Origin of the sequence: Cognatundibacterium aquatile (assembly GCF_014699135.1) — a bacterium.
GTDB classification, from domain to species: domain Bacteria; phylum Pseudomonadota; class Gammaproteobacteria; order Burkholderiales; family Burkholderiaceae_D; genus Undibacterium; species Undibacterium aquatile.
Genome location: NZ_JACOFT010000002.1, coordinates 903,508 through 923,691, shown reverse-complemented (window position 1 = coordinate 923,691; position 20,184 = coordinate 903,508). Strand labels below are relative to the sequence as shown.

The 20,184-nt window shown below is 50.1% G+C and carries 13 protein-coding genes and 2 riboswitches; of the genes, 7 read left to right on the top strand and 6 right to left on the bottom strand.

All coding sequences use genetic code 11. From position 1 onward, the window contains the following. The first annotated feature begins 2 nt into the window (after window positions 1–2). Window positions 3–389: an ExbD/TolR family protein gene (locus H8K26_RS08585; protein ID WP_190477558.1), complete on the top strand. Its 387-nt coding sequence runs from the start codon at window positions 3–5 to the stop codon at window positions 387–389. 166 nt (window positions 390–555) lie between these two features. Beyond that, a complete protein-coding gene (locus tag H8K26_RS08580) occupies window positions 556–1,803 on the top strand; it encodes a tetratricopeptide repeat protein (protein WP_190478758.1) in 1,248 nt (415 codons plus the stop codon). Window positions 1,804–1,897: 94 nt separating this feature from the next. On the opposite strand, the gene H8K26_RS08575 is transcribed toward H8K26_RS08580, so the two are convergent. Beyond that, a complete protein-coding gene (locus tag H8K26_RS08575) occupies window positions 1,898–3,427 on the bottom strand; it encodes a transglycosylase SLT domain-containing protein (protein WP_190478756.1) in 1,530 nt (509 codons plus the stop codon). A 336-nt stretch (window positions 3,428–3,763) separates the two neighbouring features. Here H8K26_RS08575 and H8K26_RS08570 point away from each other — a divergent pair, with 336 nt between their 5' ends. Continuing rightward, a complete protein-coding gene (locus H8K26_RS08570) occupies window positions 3,764–5,449 on the top strand; it encodes an amidohydrolase (RefSeq protein ID WP_190478754.1) in 1,686 nt (561 codons plus the stop codon). Between the two features lie 95 nt (window positions 5,450–5,544). Here the strand turns inward: H8K26_RS08570 and H8K26_RS08565 are convergent, their stop codons facing one another. Both H8K26_RS08565 and H8K26_RS08560 read right to left on the bottom strand, forming a co-directional pair. Further along, the gene (locus tag H8K26_RS08565) at window positions 5,545–5,919 is read right to left on the bottom strand and encodes a VOC family protein (protein WP_190478752.1); all 375 of its coding nucleotides are present in this window, start codon (window positions 5,917–5,919) and stop codon (window positions 5,545–5,547) included. A gap of 87 nt (window positions 5,920–6,006) precedes the next feature. Further along, window positions 6,007–7,809: an ABC transporter transmembrane domain-containing protein gene (locus H8K26_RS08560; protein ID WP_190478750.1), complete on the bottom strand. Its 1,803-nt coding sequence runs from the start codon at window positions 7,807–7,809 to the stop codon at window positions 6,007–6,009. Window positions 7,810–8,114: 305 nt separating this feature from the next. Between H8K26_RS08560 and H8K26_RS08555 the strand changes: the two genes are divergently transcribed. The 4 genes from H8K26_RS08555 to gcvP all read left to right on the top strand — a co-directional run bounded on the left by H8K26_RS08555 (window position 8,115) and on the right by gcvP (window position 14,611). Further along, complete coding sequence (locus H8K26_RS08555) at window positions 8,115–9,476, top strand: DUF2799 domain-containing protein (protein WP_190478748.1); 1,362 nt, start codon at window positions 8,115–8,117, stop codon at window positions 9,474–9,476. A 267-nt stretch (window positions 9,477–9,743) separates the two neighbouring features. Further along, a riboswitch (glycine riboswitch) is annotated at window positions 9,744–9,851 on the top strand. Between the two features lie 9 nt (window positions 9,852–9,860). Continuing rightward, window positions 9,861–9,999: riboswitch (glycine riboswitch) on the top strand. Between the two features lie 75 nt (window positions 10,000–10,074). Then, window positions 10,075–11,205, top strand: a complete 1,131-nt coding sequence (gcvT, locus tag H8K26_RS08550) for a glycine cleavage system aminomethyltransferase GcvT (protein WP_190478746.1) — start codon at window positions 10,075–10,077, stop codon at window positions 11,203–11,205. A gap of 59 nt (window positions 11,206–11,264) precedes the next feature. After that, window positions 11,265–11,642: a glycine cleavage system protein GcvH gene (gene gcvH, locus H8K26_RS08545; protein WP_186883752.1), complete on the top strand. Its 378-nt coding sequence runs from the start codon at window positions 11,265–11,267 to the stop codon at window positions 11,640–11,642. Between the two features lie 89 nt (window positions 11,643–11,731). Then, window positions 11,732–14,611 (top strand): aminomethyl-transferring glycine dehydrogenase, encoded by a 2,880-nt coding sequence (gene gcvP / locus H8K26_RS08540; RefSeq protein ID WP_190478743.1) that lies wholly within the window; start codon window positions 11,732–11,734, stop codon window positions 14,609–14,611. A 147-nt stretch (window positions 14,612–14,758) separates the two neighbouring features. Here gcvP and H8K26_RS08535 read toward each other — a convergent pair whose 3' ends face one another. Genes H8K26_RS08535 through H8K26_RS08525 form a run of 3 tightly spaced genes read right to left on the bottom strand, consistent with a single transcriptional unit; the run spans window position 14,759 to window position 20,184 of the window. Further along, complete coding sequence (locus H8K26_RS08535; RefSeq protein WP_190478741.1) at window positions 14,759–15,355, bottom strand: class I SAM-dependent methyltransferase; 597 nt, start codon at window positions 15,353–15,355, stop codon at window positions 14,759–14,761. A gap of 42 nt (window positions 15,356–15,397) precedes the next feature. Continuing rightward, on the bottom strand, window positions 15,398–18,838 hold the full coding sequence (locus tag H8K26_RS08530) for a hypothetical protein (RefSeq protein WP_190478739.1): 3,441 nt from the start codon (window positions 18,836–18,838) through the stop codon (window positions 15,398–15,400). Further along, a complete protein-coding gene (locus H8K26_RS08525) occupies window positions 18,835–20,184 on the bottom strand; it encodes an ATP-binding protein (protein ID WP_223826901.1) in 1,350 nt (449 codons plus the stop codon). The genes H8K26_RS08530 and H8K26_RS08525 overlap by 4 nt, the downstream gene beginning before the upstream one ends.

Below are 20,184 nucleotides of genomic sequence, written 5' to 3'. Positions count from 1 at the left end.
AAGTGATGATAGAAATGAACATGACGCCGTTAATCGACGTCATGTTGGTGCTGATCATCATGCTCATCATCACGATCCCGATTCAGAATCACTCCGTGAATCTGAACATGCCGACGAACACCCCGAGTAAGCCGACAGAACCACCGGTCGTGATCAACATCGACGTTGACTTTGATGGCACGGTATTGTGGAACGGCGTGGCGGTAGCAAGCCGTAACGAACTCGAAGCGAAGCTGGGTGAAGTGGCGGCACAGCCGAATCAACCGGAAGTGCATCTGCGTCCGAATGCGGTGGTGCCGTACAAATCGGTGGCGGCGGTAATGGCCTCGGCTCAGCGTCTTGGTGTGACCAAGATCGGGATGGTCGGCAATGAGCAGTTCTTGAAGTGATCCATATAAATCAAGTTTCGGACACTTCAATGGTCAATTCTTGATGTATTATAAAAAATGGCAGGGGCATCCCTGCCTTTTTTCATATTTGCCAGAATGTGTACTTTCGGGTCACGAATATGTACCTTTCTGAGTTTATTTAATTTATTGATTGAGAGATCAACATATGAAGCAACTTCGCTTTTCTCGTATCGCTGTCATGTTTGCAGCAATCGGCTTTGCTGCCGTACCAGAATTAACCAATATCGCAGCTAATACTGCTTATGCACAAGAAGCAATGCGTCCTGAAATTGGTCGTATTGTGCAGGCGGCAGGTGAGTTGTTTAAGGCGAAGAAGTATAAAGATGCTTTGTCTAAGATTCATGAGGCAGATAGTGTCAGTGGTAAAACTGTCAATGAAAATTTTACGATTGAGCGTATGCGCTTGTCGATTGCATCTGCTGCTGGCGATAACGACACTGTGATCCGTGCTGCCGAAACGATTATCGCCGCCGGTAAGTTGCCTTCAAAAGATCAGTTGCAGATGATCCAGGTATTGGCAAATGCTTATTACAAGTCGGGCAATTACTCCAAAGCTGCTCAATGGTATAACCGCTATTATGCCGATGGTGGTACAGACCAGTCCTTGCGTCCTTACCTGATCCAGGCAATGAATCAGGGCGGTGACAGTGCTAAAGCGCTCAAGGAAGTAACCGCCGATCTGGCAGCAGATGAAAAAGCTGGACGCACTCCTAGTCTGGCGAATCTGGAATTCTATGCTGATGCGGCGCGCAAACAAAAAGATATGGCTGGTTACTCCAGTGCGCTGGAAAAAATGGTGGCATATCATGGCAAGAAAGAATACTGGGTGAATTTGCTGAATAACGTTGAGCGTAAACCTGGTTATTCTGCTCGCCTGAAACTTGATTTGCTCCGTCTGAAACTGGCTCTGGGTCAGGTGACGAAAGCAAACGACTTCATGGATTTGTCTTTGATGGCAATTCAGGCTGGTTACCCTGCTGAGGCAACTAAAATTATCGAAGCAGGTTATAAGGCGGGTGCTTTAGGCACTGGTAATGATGCTGAGCGTCATAAACGTTTGCGCGATATGGCAGCCAAGGCGCTTGATGAATCAAATAAAGGCGCAGCGGCCGCAGAAGCTGAAGCAAAACAAAGCAAAGATGGTAATGATCTCGTTAGTCTGGGTTATGCCAGTGTCACAGCCGGTAAATTTGATCAGGGCCTGGCAATGATGGAAGAGGGCATCAAAAAAGGTTCTCTGAAAAATCCGGAAGACGCTAAATTGCATCTGGGTATTGCGCAATTCCAGGCTGGTAAAAAAGCCAATGCAATCAAAACCTGGAAAACCGTGCAAGGCAATGACGGTACTTCAGATCTGGCGCGTTACTGGACAATTTACGCGAATCAGAAATAACGCATTTTTAATTGTAAAAAAGGGTGCTGATCACAGCACCCTTTTTTTATTAACTCAGCCTTACAGGTTCACCATGCGGTAATGAAAACCGCAGTTAACCATGAGGCTTCCTGCCGCTTTTTGCATTCGCGACTAATGTTTTTCCGCTTGAGGCCACAAGCTTATTGCGATGTGCTGGCTTAGAGTGAGAGGCAACTGTGATGTGGCGGGATTTTGCGAGAACAGGGACCTGGATTTGCAAATTTTGTCCTGCGTTGACGTTATCACGCTTCAGATTATTCCAGCTCTTTAAATCGGCAACGCTGACCTTGTAGCGCTGGGCGATGCTATTCAGATTGTCTTTTTTTCCAACGCGATAATGTAGTTGGCGCGTTGCGATTCCTTTTTCTATGACTAACTGAGCTTTGTCAGCAATCTCGGGCGATATATCCTGATCGGGTGTTTTTTCCGACTTTGGAACCAGAATAGTTGAGCCTGCTTTGACCAGCATGCTTGCCGGAATCATGTTCACTTCACGGATAAATTCCGGTTTGTGCCCAAGTTTATGTGCGAGTGACTCAATTTTTTCAGTTTTTGCTACTGTATAAGTGGACCAGCTTGAAAGCGGGCCTTGCCATTTACTGAGGTTTTCCTTAAACAGGGCAGCATTGTCTGTCGGTAATAAAATCTTGGTGTCGCTGTTGCCGGTAATGACCGGGCGGTTGAATTGCGGGTTGAGTGCGGTGAACTCATCCATTGGCAGTTCTGCCAACTGCGCAGCGACGCGAACATCAATATCCCGGGTTTTTTCAACGGTGACAAAGTAGGGCTGATTCTCTAGCTTAGGTAGTGCAATATTAAATTGCTCAGGGTGGCCGATGATGTTTTTGACTGCTTGTAACTTCGGTAGATAATTTCTTGTTTCCGCTGGCATCAGCGCGGACATGCTGTCGAAGTCCACAGGTAAGCCCAGCGCCTGCTGTTTTTTGATCGCGCGTTGAACCGAGCCTTCGCCCCAGTTATATGCGGCAAGAGCGAGTTGCCAGTCTCCGAACATGCCGTACAGACGTTCAAGATAATTCAATGCTGCGTCTGTTGAGTCGAGGACACCGCGTCTGTCATCCTTAAACATGTTTTGTTTAAGATTGAAATCTTTCCCGGTGGCAGCCATAAATTGCCACATGCCGCTGGCTTTTGCGGTTGAAATCGCCTGCGGATTAAAGGCTGACTCGATAAATGGCAGCAACGCCAGTTCAGATGGCATGCCGCGCTTTTCCAGCTCTTCAACGACATGATACAGATAGCGCGATCCGCGCTGGACCGTGCGCAAAATGTAGTCGGTTCGCGTGCTATACCAGGTCAGTTGATTATCCACCAGCTTGTTGCTCAGATCCGGTATCGCATAACCAGCGCGTATACGCTCCCACAAATCGGCTTCCTGATTTGTGTAAACGAAAGGCGTGATTTCGGCCGGAGAACTAACTACAGAGGGGGAAGTGTTGCGGCTGATGCTGGCTTCTGGTGCATTACTCAGAACAGCGAGTGAAGATGAATCTGCGTGACTGATATTAGGAAGTGCCCAGAATAGTAAGGCAGAGGCCGTAAAAGCAATCAGAGGGCGGGTTTGGTGTCGTAATCGTTTCATAGGCGGGATGAGGTGCTCATCGACCATGGTCGACTTTGATAGGAGAATCGTAAGAGTGTACGCAAGGGCAGGCGGGTGCGTCAAGGGAAATGTCATTGCGCTGACATTTTAATCGGCCTCATAAAGGAGATGCGTGGAGTTAGCGACTCAATGTCACTATGTTAGGTGTGACTTGGGTAAAGATGCGGCTTTTGTAATTGTTTGTGACTGTTTTAGTGCTTCTTTTTTAGCTCTTTTTACGATGTGCGGATAGGTTGCGCACGGATGCAGAATCCTCGATGTCTATTCCGCCATTTATCCTACAATGTCAGCCTGTAATTTTCCGACTGGCTCTTTATGATTTTAATTAAAACAGGTTTGTCTTTGATCGCCGTGACGGTTTTGATGTCGATATCAGCGTACGCCACGGCTGATACGATGATTGAAAATGCGAATGGTTACACATTAAATCGTCAGCAAAAGTTGATCCGCTTTGATGCGATTGTTTTTGATGATAGTGGAAAAATCACCGCAGTCGGACGTAGTAAAAAACTGATCCGGCAATTTCCTCTGGCGCAGCGTATTAATCTTCACGGCAAAACCTTGTTGCCCGGACTGATTGACGCACACGGACATGTGCTGGCGTTGGGGCACCATCAGGCGCAGTTAAGTTTGCGCGACACGCGGACGTTGGCTGAGGCGCAGGGGCGCATCAGCGATCATGCACAACGCTTTCCGTCACAGCTATGGATACTTGGCGGTGAATGGAATCAGGTTAACTGGGATTCGGGTCGCTTTCCAACCGCACACGATATTGACGCCGTTGTCAGCGACCGTCCGGTCTGGCTGAGCCGGGTGGATGGTCATGCAGCGTGGGCAAACAGTCGCGCGATGCAACTGGCCGGTATTGGCCGTGATACGCCTGATCCCGTTGGCGGCAAAATAGAGAGAGATGCGCAGGGTAATCCTACCGGTATGTTGATCGACAATGCGATGGATCTGATTCAAGCGGTCATCCCTCCCGCCAGCGATGCTGGTAACCGTATGGCGCTGGATGCAGCTTTACTCACACTTGCGCAGTCTGGCCTGACCAGCGTGCATGACGCCGGTGTGTCTGCCGAAGCTGATCGTTTGTTCCGTGAATACGCTGCAAACGCCAAACTCAGTGTTCGTATTTACGGCATGATCAGTGGCGCCGATGATTTTTTTGAGCGTATTTCCAGAGAGGGGCCTTTACTCAGCGATGGACAGGATCGCTATGCTCTGCGTGCGGTCAAATTGTTTGCGGACGGTGCGCTCGGTAGTCGTGGCGCTGCGCTGGCGGCACCATATTCTGATGCGCCCGACACTTCGGGCTTGTTGTTTCAAACGAAGTCGGCCATGGCAGCGATGATAAAAAAAGCGGCTGACAAAGGCTATCAGGTGAATGTGCATGCGATTGGTGACGCGGCCAATCGCCAGATACTGGATGGTTTTGCGGCTTTGCCTGCAGCTGAAAGGACGGCCGCGCGGCACAGGATAGAACATGCGCAAGTCCTTGCTGTTGAGGATATTCCTCGTTTTAAGTCGCTCAATATTATTCCCTCTATGCAGCCTTTGCATGCGACTTCGGATATGACGATGGCAGAGCAAAGGGTAGGGCATGAACGCATCAAGGGGGCGTACGCATGGCGCCGCTATTTAAAACAAGGATCGAGGATCGCCTGTGGTTCCGATTTTCCGGTTGAGTCAGCCAATCCGTTCTGGGGGATACACGCGGCAGTAACGCGTCGTAGCCGCGATGGTGAGCCTTTGCATGGCTGGTATGCCGATCAGGCAATGACGCTGACCGAAGCTTTCCGCTGCTTCACGCTGGATGCCGCGTATGCTGCCCATCAGGAAAATATCATCGGCAGTCTGGAGAAGGGAAAATGGGCAGACTTTATCGTTGTTGATCGCGATATGTTCACGATTCCGGCTCAGCAGATACATCAGATTCAGGTAGTGCAGACCTGGCTTGCGGGGAAAGTGGTTTATCAGAATGAAGCGCCTTCTCTGAAATAAACGCTTCGTCAGATCAGTTGCTATATGAATCGCATGTTGAATAAATGTGCCTGCATTCTCGCCGGGTTATGCGGCAGGAATGCAGGCGTCCTTGATCAGGCACTCATGCAGAATACGTTCAGTTTATTGCCATCGAGGTCACGGAAATATCCAGCGTAAAATCCACTGTCTCCACGCGGCCCCGCAGCGCCTTCATCTTTGCCGCCGAGTTCAATGGCTTTGTTGTACACCGCATCCACTTTTTCTTTTGAATCGACGATCAGTGCGACCATCACACCGTTGCCGACCGTTGCTGCTTGCCCGTCGTAGGGTTTGATAATGCTCAGTCTGGCCTGATTCGGGCTATTGCCCCAGGCGATAAATTCCGGTGATTCCATCGCGCGTTTGGCGCCGATTACTGCCAGCAAATTGTCGTAGAAATGAGCTGCGCGTTCAAAGTCGTTTGTTCCCAGTGTGATGTAGCCGATCATATGTTCTCCTTTGGTGTCATGTCAGGCGCAGTTGCGCATGTTTTTATTGCATCATCATTGTGCCAGTAAAAATACAGAATTGTTGGCTCAGGCATGTTCTGACGCCAGATTAAATTGCAATGCAGCCAGTTTGGCATAGACTCCCCCTTGCGCTACCAGACTGGCATGGGTACCGGTTTCAACGATACGACCATGTTCCATCACGATGATTTTATCGGCCCGCTGCACCGTCGCCAGGCGGTGCGCAATAATCAGCGTGGTGCGGTCTTGCATCGCGACTTCCAGCGCACCTTGCACCAGACGTTCTGATTCAGCATCCAGTGCGCTGGTGGCTTCGTCGAGCAATAGTAATGGCGGATTTTTCAGCAAGGCGCGGGCGATCGCGATCCGCTGCCTTTGTCCACCCGACAGGCGCACGCCGCGTTCACCGAGAAATGATTGATAGCCTTCCGGCAGCTTTTCTATGAATTCATGTGCTGCCGCCATTTTTGCGGCGGCGATCACTTCGGCGTCGCTGGCATCAGCGCGGCCATAGCGAATGTTGTCCATCGCATTGGCCGAAAAGATGATGGTTTCTTGCGGCACGACGCCAATTGCATTGCGCAGGGTGTGTAAATCGAGATCGCGGATGTTCACACCGTCGAGTTGAATTTCTCCGCTTTGCGGATCATAAAAGCGCAGCAGCAATTGAAATAAGGTAGTTTTCCCTGCGCCGGAAGAACCGACGACAGCGATTGTTTGTCCGGCGGGAATATCCAGCGTGACACCGGCAATCGAGGCGGTATCCGGGCGGGATGGATAATGAAAACGGATGTCGCGTATCGATAAACTGGCGCCGCCCGCTTGCTTCGCCGTACGTTGCGGCAAAGCAAGCGGACGTGCCGGATTTTGTATCGGTGACTGTACTTCCATTAATTCCAACAAGCGTTCAGTCGCACCGGCAGCGCGTTGTGCGTCGCCCATGACTTCTGATAACGCGCCGAGGGCACCGGCGACGATAGAGGCATACAGAATGAATTGCCCGAGTTCGCCGCCGCTCATCGTGCCGTCCATGACCGCTCGTGCGCCCAGCCACAGCACGAAGACGATGGCACCGAACACCAGCAAAATCGCCATCATCGTCAACAGCGAGCGTGCGCGTATGCGGCGCATGGCAGTGCCGAATGCATTTTCCACGGAATGCGCAAAGCGTTGTGCTTCGATGTGTTCATGTGTAAATGCCTGTACCGTCGGCATCGCATTCAGAATTTCACCGGCAATCGCAGACGCATCAGCGATTTTGTCTTGCGAATCGCGCGACAGTTTGCGCACACGGCGACCAAACAAAATAATCGGCAACACCACCAGTGCCAGCATCACGATGATGATGGACGAGAGTTTGATGCTGGTGATAAACAGCATCACCAGACCGCCGATAAACAGCAAGATATTACGCAGTGCCATCGAAATGCTGGTGCCCACCACCGTCTGTATCAGCGTGGTATCGGTGGTCAGGCGCGACAACACTTCGCCGGTTTGCGTTGTTTCAAAAAACTGCGGACTCTGCGTAACCACATGCGAATACACTGCGTTGCGGATATCGGCGGTGACACGTTCACCCAGCCACGACACCATGTAAAAGCGGGCCGCCGTCGCGATGCCAAGAACGCAGGCAACAGCAAACAGCGCGAGGAAAGTCAGATCCACATGTTGAATGTTGCGCTGCCCGTTGTGACCAAAGCCCAGATCGATCATCTGCCGGAAGGCTGCCGGAATCGCCAGCGTCGCACAGGCGGCGACCAGTAAAGCGATACCGGCAAGAATGAACTGGCGGCGATAGGGGAGCAGGAAAGGGAGTAAACCTTTCAGCGTGCTCAGGCTGCTGCGTTCCTTGGGGATGTCAGTGCTCATAGTGGATATTGACCGTTTGAGTGTATGTGAAATAGCGAAACAGCTACATGAAGACCTTCAGCAGGAAATCAAGCGCGTGGAATGGGGAAGCTGGTATAGAAATGTAACAGGCTGCTGCGGTCTATGCTGGCGAATATGCTTTGAATATGTTTTGCGCTTTCGGCTCGTGAGGTACGCGTGTTTGTTTTATCTTGCTGTCAACAATGTTGCCGTGGCAGCCGTTGTAGCAGTTCTTCCGGACTTCTCTCTTTTTCATCATGCGCCTTTCTGATTATGGATTACGTACATTATTGACTTGCTGCGCCATGACTGGCGTGCTGTTGCTGAGCGCATGTCAGAGCACCATCAATCGCATGAACGATTGTCGCAGCGGCGACTGGCAACTGATAGGTAATAAAGACGGTAAGGATGGACTGGACAGAAATTTTGAAGAACGCCGGCGTTTTTGCGCGTCGGTCGATGCCGATAAAATTCGCACCGAATCAGCCGGTTTGTATGAGACTGGCTGGGTCACCGGTAACCAGCAATTCTGGTATCAACTCGGACGGGACGATGGGCGCAAGGCTTTTCCGGTGACGCAATATCTGGTGCAAAGCACTTCTGCGCGTATTCGCGATCTGCACACGCCCCTGAATCAGCCTTCTTACGAACAGGGATGGCAGCAGGGCATCAATGACTACTGGTTTAATACCGGCATCAACGATGGCAAGGCCGGGCGCAACGCCAGTGAAGAAAAAGTACATGCGACCAATGCTGCCAATGCGGGCAGCGTGGGTTTTCGCGCGGATGCATATCGTCAGGGCTGGAGCGAAGGGAATTACAGTTACTGGGAAAACCTTGGATATCAGGATGCCCACGTCGGCATACCCGATACGACGTTGACAAGCCATGCTGCTGCGGCGAAAAGTCGTGAGCTGCTTGTGCGTGAGGATGCGTATCGCAATGGCTGGAACCGTGAGATTATTGAATACTGGAAGCAATTGGGCTGGAATGATGCCGTCAGCGGACGCGATATTCAGCTGCGTCGCGATGACGCCAAGCGTCGTGGTCTGAAAATCATGGAAGCAGAATACCAGCAGCAGTGGCAGCGCCGCCTGATGCAATACTGGGAAGAGGTGGGAACGGCGGACGGTTACGGCCAGCCTTTTCAGCTGGAGCAACGTATGAACAATGCGCGCAACGATCAGGTGTTCGTCATTCCGCAGACGCGTGACATCTACACGCAAGCGTGGAATCGTCAGAATGCCGCTTACTGTGCGGTCGATAATGCGTTTAACTGGGCGCGCCAGAATCAGCGCATGGCGATAGAAGTCTGCCCGGTGTCTTTGCAGTTCCGTCTGCAACAGGCGCAGATGAGCGGGCGCGATTACGAAGATATCAGCCACCGCTCGCGATCTTTGCATCGCGAGATCGGTGAGCAACAGGATAAATACCGAGACACCGAGCAAAGGTTGAATCGTATTGAAGCTGAAATACGTCGTAATCAGGATGATAAAAATCGTCCGAATAATCAGGATAACGTGAATACTGATCGCAGAAATGAACGCGAGCGCAATGAACTGCGTGACCAGTTACAGTCGCTACGCCGCCGTATCGACGATATGCGCAGCCGTGAATTTCGCTATGAACAGCAATTACAACAAATAAAACGCGATCTGCGTTTGTGATCCTGCTGCCCCGTTGCGCTCTTTTTTGTGCGGATATTCATATACTCCCCCCATTATTTTATGTTTTTGCCCTCATGTCCTTATAAACAAAGGGCTTCAAAATATACTGGGGGGAGTATATTTTGACCCTAAAATCAGCCCCGGCATGCATTTCAGGCATTTCTTCTACAGCGCGTAAGTCAGGCGGGGTTTGTCGCGTTTCGCTGAAATAATTGGCTTCTGCTGGCGGCAAAGCTATCCAAGCCGAACTAAGCCTTATATAATCGTGCGACTTGATCGGGAGAGCGCCGTGACATTGATCTGATTGATCGCATGCACAGCCGCCGAAGGGGCTACAACCCAAAAACTCTCAGGCAAAAGGACCGGTCAGCGGGGCATGCAGATGCTTCACACTCTGGAGAGCGGTAGCGGCAGATATGTTTATGTTTATAAATATTCGCCGTACTACCCACCGAAGGTGCGCACGAGACAGCAAATGATTTTGCACTCGTAATCTCTCAGGTATCAGGACAGAGGGGTATGCGATTTTTCGCATGCGGCGAGCCATGTTCGTCAGCGTGCGTTTGTTCGTCCCTTCTAATCTGGTAACGAGGCACTCATGACGCAAGCAGCGACATCACTCAAAGTAACTCCCCTCAATGCAGCCCATCGTGCGGCTGGTGCAAAAATGGTTGATTTCGGCGGCTGGGATATGCCTGTCAACTATGGTTCCCAAATCGAAGAACATCATGCGGTGCGTACTGATTGCGGTATGTTCGATGTGTCGCACATGTGCGTGGTCGATCTGCGTGGCGAGAATGTGCGTTCTTTCCTGCGCGGCCTGGTTGCCAATAACGTCGATAAATTGCAAGTGCCGGGCAAAGCACTGTATTCCTGCATGCTGAAACCAGAAGGCACCGTCATCGACGATCTGATCATTTACTTCTTCAGTGAAAACTGGTTCCGTCTCGTCGTCAATGCTGGCACAGCAGAAAAAGATGTGGCATGGATGAATGCCCGTAACGCTGCGACAAACAGCGGCATCACGATCACTCAGCGTCGCGACGGCGCGAATGCGTTTGCACTGGTCGCAGTACAAGGCCCGAATGCGCGTGCCAAAGCATGGGAAGTGCTGCCGGAAACCAAAGCTGCCAGCGCCGATATCAAACCATTCAATGCCGTCATCGTTGAAGGCACTGCATACGGTGAAGTGATGGTAGCGCGCACTGGTTATACCGGCGAAGACGGTTTTGAAATTGCGGTGGTGGCAGACCGCGTGAATGATTTGTGGAATGCGCTGACTGCAGTCGGCGTCAAACCTGCTGGTCTGGGCGCGCGCGATACCTTGCGTCTGGAAGCCGGGATGAATCTCTACGGTCAGGATATGGATGAATCCATCAATCCACTCGATGCCGGTCTCGCATGGACGATAGATCTGGTCAGTGAACGTGATTTCACCGGTAAGCAAGCTTTGCTGGAACAAGGTCAGAAAGCCCAGTTCCTCGGTCTGATTCTGCGTGAAAAAGGCGGCATCCTGCGTGCACATCAACAAGTCGTGACAGCACAAGGCAATGGCGAAATCACCAGTGGTACTTTCAGTCCGACAATGCAACAAGCGATTGCGCTGGCGCGTTTGCCTATGGGGGTTGCCATCGGTGACACCGTGCATGTGGTGATCCGCGATAAACAACTCGCGGCAACGGTGGTGAAATTACCGTTTGTACGCAACGGTAAAATTCTCGCTGTCTGATTTTTAAATAATATTTTTTAGCATTTCCTTTTTGAATAATTAACACTCCGGAGTCCACCATGAATGTACCAGCAGATCTGAAATACACTTCCTCCCACGAATGGGTACGCGTTGAAGCCGATGGCACGTTGACAGTCGGCATCACCGACTTCGCACAAGATGCACTGGGCGATATCGTGTATGTGGAATTGCCAAAAGTTGGCTCAACGCAGACCGCAGGAAAAGAATGCGCCGTGGTTGAATCCGTTAAAGCCGCTGGCGATATTTATTCACCAGTCAGCGGTGAAGTGGTTGGCGTGAACGAAGCATTGGCTGATGCGCCAGAATCAGTGAATACCGATGCCTTCGGTGCATGGCTGTTCAAGCTGAAACCAGCGAATGCAGCAGACGTTGACGCTTTGCTGAGCGCTGAAGCTTACGCTAAGAATATCGGCTGATCCTGACGCAACTATTTTTCTGACCAGCGCTGGCAACGATGTCAGCGCTGGCGGATTTTCTCCAGAACACTTCCTGCCGTTCATCTACCATGACCCGTCCATCTTTGTCTCAACTGGAAGCCACTGACGCTTTCATTTCCCGCCATATTGCTCCATCTGACGCTGAACAAGCGAAGATGCTGGCAGTGCTTGGCTATGCTGACCGTACCGCGCTGATTGATGCGATTGTGCCTGCCAACATCCGTCGTCACGATGTCTTGCCGCTGGCTGACTTCACTGAACCGAAAACGGAGCAGGCTGCGCTGGCGCAATTGAAAGCGCTTGCCGGTAAAAATAGAGTGCTCAAGTCTTTCATTGGACAAGGCTATTACAACACGCATACACCGGGCGTGATTCTGCGTAACATCTTTGAAAATCCAGCCTGGTACACCGCTTATACGCCGTATCAACCTGAAATTTCTCAGGGGCGTCTGGAGGCGATGTTGAATTTCCAGACCATGATCACCGATCTGACTGGCATGGATATAGCGAATGCCTCCATGCTGGATGAAGGTACTGCCGCTGCTGAAGCGATGACGCTGATTCAACGTGTCGGCAAATCCAATTCCAACGTGTTTTATGTAGCCGCAGACGTGTTGCCGCAAACCCTGGAAATTATTCACACCCGCGCCAAGCCGCTGGGCATAGAAGTCCGTATTTGTAATGGTACGGAAGCAATAGAAAACGAGTGTTTCGGCGTTCTGCTGCAATACCCTGGCGTGAATGGCGATGTGCGCGATTACCGTGAATACGCCGCCGCGATCCATGCAAAAGGCGGCATGGTGATTGCTGCCGCTGATTTGCTGGCGCTGACCTTGATCACGCCACCGGGCGAGTGGGGCGCCGATGTAGTCGTCGGTAACAGCCAGCGTTTTGGTGTGCCGCTGGGTTTTGGTGGCCCCCATGCGGGCTACATGTCGACACGCGATGCGTTCAAGCGCAGCATGCCTGGGCGTCTGGTTGGTGTGACCGTGGATGCGCAAGGTCAGCAAGCCTATCGTCTGGCATTGCAAACGCGCGAACAACATATCCGCCGCGAAAAAGCGACATCCAATATCTGTACAGCGCAGGTCTTGCTGGCGGTGATGGCGTCGATGTATGCGGTGTATCACGGCCCAGACGGTCTGCGCCGCATCGCCCAGCGCGTACAGCGTTTCACGGCAATCCTGGCGGCAGGTGTGCAGCAGTTAGGTCTGAGTCTGGCGAACAGCACTTACTTCGATACACTGACAATTAATGTAAGTGATGCCGGTGCAGTGCATGCGGCAGCAACGGCGGCCGGTATTAATTTGCGTCAGATCAGCGCTACGCAAGTCGGCGTTTCGCTCGACGAAACCGTGGTACGTGAAGATATCGTCAGTTTGCTGACGGTATTGGCGCAAGGTAAAAATGTGCCTGATTTTGCCGCGCTCGAAACTGCTGCGACAGAAACCGTACCGTCAACACTGGTGCGCAGCAGTGCGTTCCTGACGCATCCTACTTTCAGCCGTTATCACGCTGAACATGAGATGCTGCGTTATCTGCGCAGTCTGGCGGATAAAGATCTGGCGCTGGACCGCAGCATGATCCCGCTGGGTTCCTGCACGATGAAGCTGAATGCAACATCCGAAATGATTCCTGTGACCTGGCCGGAGTTTTCCAATATCCATCCGTTTGCACCGGATGATCAGACCGTTGGTTATCGTGAAATGATAGCTCAGTTAGAAGCGATGTTGTGTGCAGCAACGGGTTACGCCGCAGTTTCCTTGCAACCGAATGCCGGTTCGCAAGGTGAATACGCCGGTTTGCTGGTCATCAAAAAATACCATGAATCGCGTGGCGATCATCACCGCAATATCTGCCTGATTCCTTCGTCCGCTCATGGCACTAATCCGGCGTCGGCTGCGATGGCCGGTATGGAAGTCGTGGTGGTGGCATGTGATGAACGCGGCAACGTTGATCTCGCAGACTTGCAGGCGAAAGCCGAAAAACATAGCGCCAATCTGGCGGCAGTGATGGTGACTTATCCATCCACACATGGCGTGTTTGAAGAAGGCATCCAGCAATTATGCGAGATCGTCCATCAGCATGGCGGTCAGGTGTATGTCGATGGCGCGAACATGAATGCGCTGGTCGGCGTGGCCGCACCGGGCAAATTCGGTGGTGACGTCAGCCATCTGAATCTGCATAAAACATTCTGTATTCCACATGGCGGCGGCGGACCTGGTGTCGGCCCTGTTGCAGTCGGTGCGCATCTGGCGCAATTCCTGCCGAATCAGACATCGACCGGTTATGTTCGTGGCGAACAGGGAATCTCTGCTGTCAGCGCTGCTGCGTTTGGCTCTGCATCGATTTTGCCTATCTCATGGATGTATATCGCTATGATGGGGGCCGAGGGTCTGAAGGCGGCTACGGAAACAGCAATCCTGGCGGCGAATTACATCGCTAAGCGCCTGGCACCGCATTACCCTGTGCTGTATGCAGGTCATGATGGTCTGGTAGCGCATGAATGTATTCTCGATCTGCGCCCATTGACCGATGCAACAGGCATTTCGAATGAAGACGTGGCAAAGCGTCTGATCGACTTTGGCTTCCATGCGCCGACCATGAGCTTCCCGGTTCCTGGCACGTTGATGATAGAACCAACAGAAAGTGAATCTCTGGCAGAACTGGATCGCTTCATCGATGCGATGATCACGATTCGTGAAGAAATCGCCAAAGTGGCCAGTGGTGAGTTTGATGCGAAAGATAATCCGCTGAAACATGCGCCACATACCATCCAAACCTTGCTGTCTGCGGAATGGAATCATGCGTACAGCCGTGAAGTCGCGGCTTATCCGGTGGCCAGCCTGCGTCATCAGAAATACTGGGCGCCGGTCGGTCGTGCTGATAATGTGTATGGCGACCGCAATCTGTTCTGCTCTTGCGTACCGCTGGCGGATTATCAGTAATCTGTATTGAGTCCGTAAGTAAAAAAAGGCTGGTGCAAACACCAGCCTTTTTCACATTTATTTTCCTGAACCGCAGAAATTTTTTACTCAAATTATTTTCATGTAAAGCAAAAACTTGCATCAAAACTTGTCATGCGGTTTTGTTCTCTACTTCCGCATCAGCACCGTAAAATCATCCGGTAAATAGCCGGAAATAATCTCAGTATCCGGGTCAAGTTGACGACAGAAATTCAGGACTTCATTCTGATCGTAAGCGCGTAAAACCTCATCGCTTTCAAACTGTGCCGCATCGAGTAAATTAAACACTAAGCCCTTGTTTGCGGCTTCCCACATACGGCTGATGCTTTGCCACGGATGCAGGGCATTCTCAGAGCGATAGTTCAGACTGCCTGAGGCGATAACGATATCTACCTCGGGTAAGCCTACTGTCAGAAAGTCTGCCTGAAAAAACTGGGTATTAGCTAATTCGCCGTAACGCAACTGAGCACCATCGATGAACTCTTTTAAAAAATCGACGCCGAGGTATACAAAATCTTTGTAATGCTGATCCAGAAATGCTTTCAGATCACCAAAGCCGCAGCCTAAATCTAATACCGAACAGTGTGAAAAATCTCCCTGTTGCAGTAAGGCCTGAAAGCGCCGGGTCTGGCTTTCCTGACTACGATACCCAAGCGCCTGTATGGTGCTGCCGTTCAGCCTGCTGCGGTGAAATGCCTGCACCGTGGCTTTTTCTATGAGGTGCATATTACGAAGCTCAGGTGGCCAGAAAAGTAGTCTGGTTTCATTTCAGTAGCCTCCTGTGCTCAGTGATGATATTTCTTTTCCATTGCTGAGCCAGTGCTCGTTATTGGCCGAGCAGTAGGTGATGTTCACCTTTAACTGGTGCGCCTGTAATTTCACATCAAAGGCGGTCGCTGCTTCGGGGTCGCTGATAGCCAGACCAATCACAGTCTCACCGGGCATGATTTTCTGTCCGATCAGGGGCATGCTGTTCCATTGCAGATTATTATCGGGGCCTAACACCGCCTCCAGTGCGGTCTTGGCATCGGCAATTGCCTGTCCATCCAGCAGTATTTCGACTTTCTTGATGATGGCATAGCCAGTTCCCTGATTTCTGATAACCCAGCGGAACCCTTTATCATCGTCTTGCAGTGACCACATAATGATAGGAAATCCTAGTCCTTGGCGCTGTGGCAGGGCATTTTGTCGTAATGGCACGTCACGTTTGGAACGCAGATAAAGATAACCAAAGAAAATGCCAGAGATAATAATCAGCAAGGAAATAATGAACGGCAATTTTCCTTTCGATAAATTGACCATATAGGGATCATAAAAAAGCAGTAAAGTAAAAAGCAGGAAGATGGGAATCAGCATCAGCGCTAATACCCATAAAAAGTATTTCTTCACCAGATTCTGCACTTCACAATACTTGAAATAGAGTATGGCTAAAGTAATTGCCAGTAACACCAGCAGTGTCAGCATTAATTGCAGATAGCCGCGATAGACGCAGGTGAATTTTTCGATAACGGAAGGCTGGTTTTCTACCTGATCTTGTTCCCGATTATTTTTCAACACGCACAAAGCGATGCTTTTACCGTTATTGCATGACTGCGTCATATCAGTGATGGGCGTTGCCAGATTATTGAAATCAGGTGCCCAGAAACCAATTCCGCCAAAATTATCGCTTGCATACACGATATCGTCTTCCAGTTGCTGCCAGTTGTGATTGTCAAACTGCACAACCGGAATCACCCGACGTAAAAACCTCGCACGTCTTTCCCCATGTAAGCCCGCTTCATTTTCGATATCACCTTGCAGACGTTTCTTTGCATCGGAACTGGGTTCTTCTAACAAAACCAGGATGTATTCCTCGACGACAGGTTTATTACCGCCGGAACCGCTTAATTGCAGATCCGCCTTTTTCTGCAAGTTCACCAGATTGGACAGGCTTAAAGCGCTGCGTCTATTTTCCTGACTATTGGTAAAGGTGTCTTGTGATACCAGAATATTGAGCCAGACTTTATCCTGCGCCAACTCTTTACGCAGGTCAGCATAAAACTCATTGAAGAGTAGTGCAGCGTCGGCATCTTGCGGATAGTTTTGAAAATATATGGTGACGCCATCCCCTCGCGTCGGTGTTTTTGCCAGACCGAAACTGGTGTAGGGTCTTAATTTAGAAGTGGTATCGGTCAGTCTGGTATGCAATAACAAGGCAATATTACTCACCAGTTTTTTAAATACAGCTTGTTTGTTTGCCCTGGATTGTTTGCGCCAATCACCATTCCAGTCATTTTTTTGTATCACCCAATCTACTTTTGAATTGTATTGACGTGCAGTATTCAAGAACTGATTCTCTTTGGCGCTGCCATTTCTGATATCAAAATTGTCTGACCCAAGATGCAGTTCGCCAACGTTGTCTACCGTTAAACCATAGTAAGCAACCCGGTTGAGTACCTGGAAGTTGATGGTCTGCGGCGTTTTCTGATTGTTCCAGTAAGGATAAAATCCATAGACTGTTCCGCCAAACTCATCTAAAGCGCAACCGCAGTCGCTGCCTTTTATCTGTATCGGAGAAATTTCGTCGGGGATGCGTTTTTTTGCGATGTTTTCAATCGCAACTCCCAGATAAGTCTGATAAATGCTTTGCACCAGAGCTCTGGAATTTCGCAGAGTATCGCTATCGCAGACGCTGAGCTGGGCACGCAGTTTTTCCAGCTCGCTGAACGCGTTATCGATGCTGCTTCCTATCGTGTTTTTTCCATCAATCGCTTGTGCTTGCAAACTGCTCAGCTCTTTTTTTAGAAGAGAAAATTCTTCATCGCTCATTCTGAGCGTGCCGACAAAGCTGTTGTTGGATGGCGAATTCAGCTTGCAGGCACCGATGCTCATCGCGATTTTAGAAATCGCAGCAGTCCTGAAAAGGCTTACTTCCGGATAATTGATATCTTTGATTTGTTGTAATGCTCGAACGATGACTGCGGGCAGTCCGGTATTTTGTATGTTGCCTTTCAGCTCGCTTTTAATGATATTGATCGACTGTTCCGTCAGGTGCACGTTGTCGAACACCAATGCTGCATCGGCAATATTATTGCGTTCATCGTCAGAGAGCAGTATGACTTTTTCACTGAGTTCTTTAAGAAACTTGTCGAAATCATCCTTTTCCTTGAAGTATTGTGTTCCTTGCAGACGCAATTCATCGATGACGGCGGCAGGGAATTCGCTCGTCTGTTTTAACTTCGTCAGTGCAGCTTCATTGATCAGATAGCCATCAAATACACCTGCATTTCTTTCGATTAAAGGCCAGAGCTGCCGGATGAAATAATCGCGCCCACCCATTGCCTGAGATACTGCAACCCTGAGTGCTTCGGTTGAATTGAATTCTTTATCCTTTAATGTGCTCAGAATCTGAATTACCTGATCTTTACTGCCAAGAACTTCAAGATCTGCCTGGCTCAGGCTATAAGTAAAGTAAGCACTTTCATCGATGTTTCTGTTTTGGGCGATTCGTGGCGCCGTTTTTCTGCTACCGCGAAAGCGATTAACGAGATCTATCAGTTCGCTGTCATTTCCCTGGCGGCGGATCTGATAGTCTTTTGCTTTGATTTTCTCTGACTGAGATGAATCCCAGCTTTCAAATTCCGGGCTTACTAAAATTTGCAGTTCGCTTTTGTGTTTTTCGCCGAATGCGGCGATGCGGTTAATATTGTCGGCGAAGGCATTCGCATAATCACCTTCCGTATTGACCTTGAAATTAAATCCGAATCGTTGCAGCCATGAAAGCGTGATGGGGCCGACGACGCCGTCACTTAAGGGGGCCTGTTTGAGTGCAAAGTCCCGCTTCCATTCAGCCAGATCCTGATAGATCAAACCCAGTTGTTTTTGCATCTGAAGAACACTAGTTTTACTCATACCTTTAAAGTGTTCTTGCCGGATATTACGGTTGTAACCCGTGACGGCTACCACTTGTGTATTTGTAGCCGCTGTCGTTTTCTGTATCTCAGCAGGTTTATTGTTTTCTGCGCCTTTGCTTGAAGTTGGCGTTTCTGCTGACGCGACGGGGGCGCTGGCAGATGTGCTCTGGGCGTGACTGACACCGGCAGTCAGCAACAGCAGACTGGTGATTAGGGTGAGATTTCTCAGTATTACGCCAGGATTCATTCGTAAATGAAAAAACGCATCTGTCCGGCGATCTTCTTTTACTTGTGTAATATGGAATAGCGGTTTCACAATGTTTTCCCATCCTTCATCAATTCTCTGCTGATACCCGCCAGCAGGTCGTCTTGTATGATTACATCCCGATGATTTCTGACTGCCCGGATCGCAGCATAACGAGCCACATTCAGTAGCGCGCCACCGGCAAGTTCATAGCGCTCCGCAATCTCTCCGAAATTCACATCTGGTGCCAGCTTTCCTGTGGTTCCGAAAAGACCTTGCCAGAGCCGCTCCCGCTGTTTTGCATCCGGCATGGCGAAATAGACTTCACTCTGAAAACGACGCGAGAATGCGGCGTCAATGTTGGCTTTCAGATTGGTTGCGAGGATGATGACCCCGGGGAAATCTTCGACCCGTTGCAGCAGATAAGAGATTTCCTGATTCGCATGCCGGTCATTGGAATTGCTCGTCTGTGTGCGCTTTCCAAAAAGAGAGTCAGCTTCGTCGAAAAACAATATCCAGCGTTTGTTCTGCGCCTGATCAAAAACGCTGGCCAGATTTTTTTCAGTTTCACCGATGTACTTTGATACCAGCATCGACAAGTCAATCCGGTAAACATCGGCATTCACGGCTTTGCCGATTAAGCTGGCAGTGAGTGTTTTACCGGTTCCGGGCGGGCCGTAAAATAATGTGCGATAACCAGGCTTCAGCGATTTTTCTAATCCCCATGTCTGTAGAATCTGGGTTGGCTGTTGCAGCCAGGTGACGATGTTTTCCACTTCTTCCATGACATCGGCATTTAAGACCAGATCAGACCAGGTCAGTTGCGATTGCATCAGCTTGGCTGGAAAGCTGGCGCTGAAATCAGGCTTGTGAATTTCTCCATCTGCCAGACGTTGCAGGTATTCATTGCTGAGCGACAGGGCGGAGTTAAAGAAGGGTTCACCACTGTCTTTCTGTTCCAGTTTGAGTATTCCATGCTTGTGAAAAAAATGCTCATCTCTGAACAGGCGGGCAACAGCAAAACGTTTTGCAAGGTCAGTTCCTGCCAGAATAAACGAAGCAGTTTCGCAGGTAGGTAAAAAACCAATGTGACTCTTTCCATGCCAGCCGCCAATTTCGCTATAAGGGCGTCCCAATACGGCATTCTGCATAGAAAAAATATCGAGCACCTGTGGTCGTAAATGAGGAATGAATGCGAGCATCAGTACGACACGCTCATAAAAACTCATGTTGTGTTCACGTACCAGACTCGCATAGGGGCTGGGGGACTGCGAGATATCTGGCGCAGGACAGCTTGCTTCCAGATTGATCTTTTTTTCGCTCTGCTGGAAATACGCGTTCATGCGGGTCTCACAGACACGGCTGAACCAGGTAATTTCTTGTTCCAGACAATCGGCAATAGTATTTGTCATCATCAT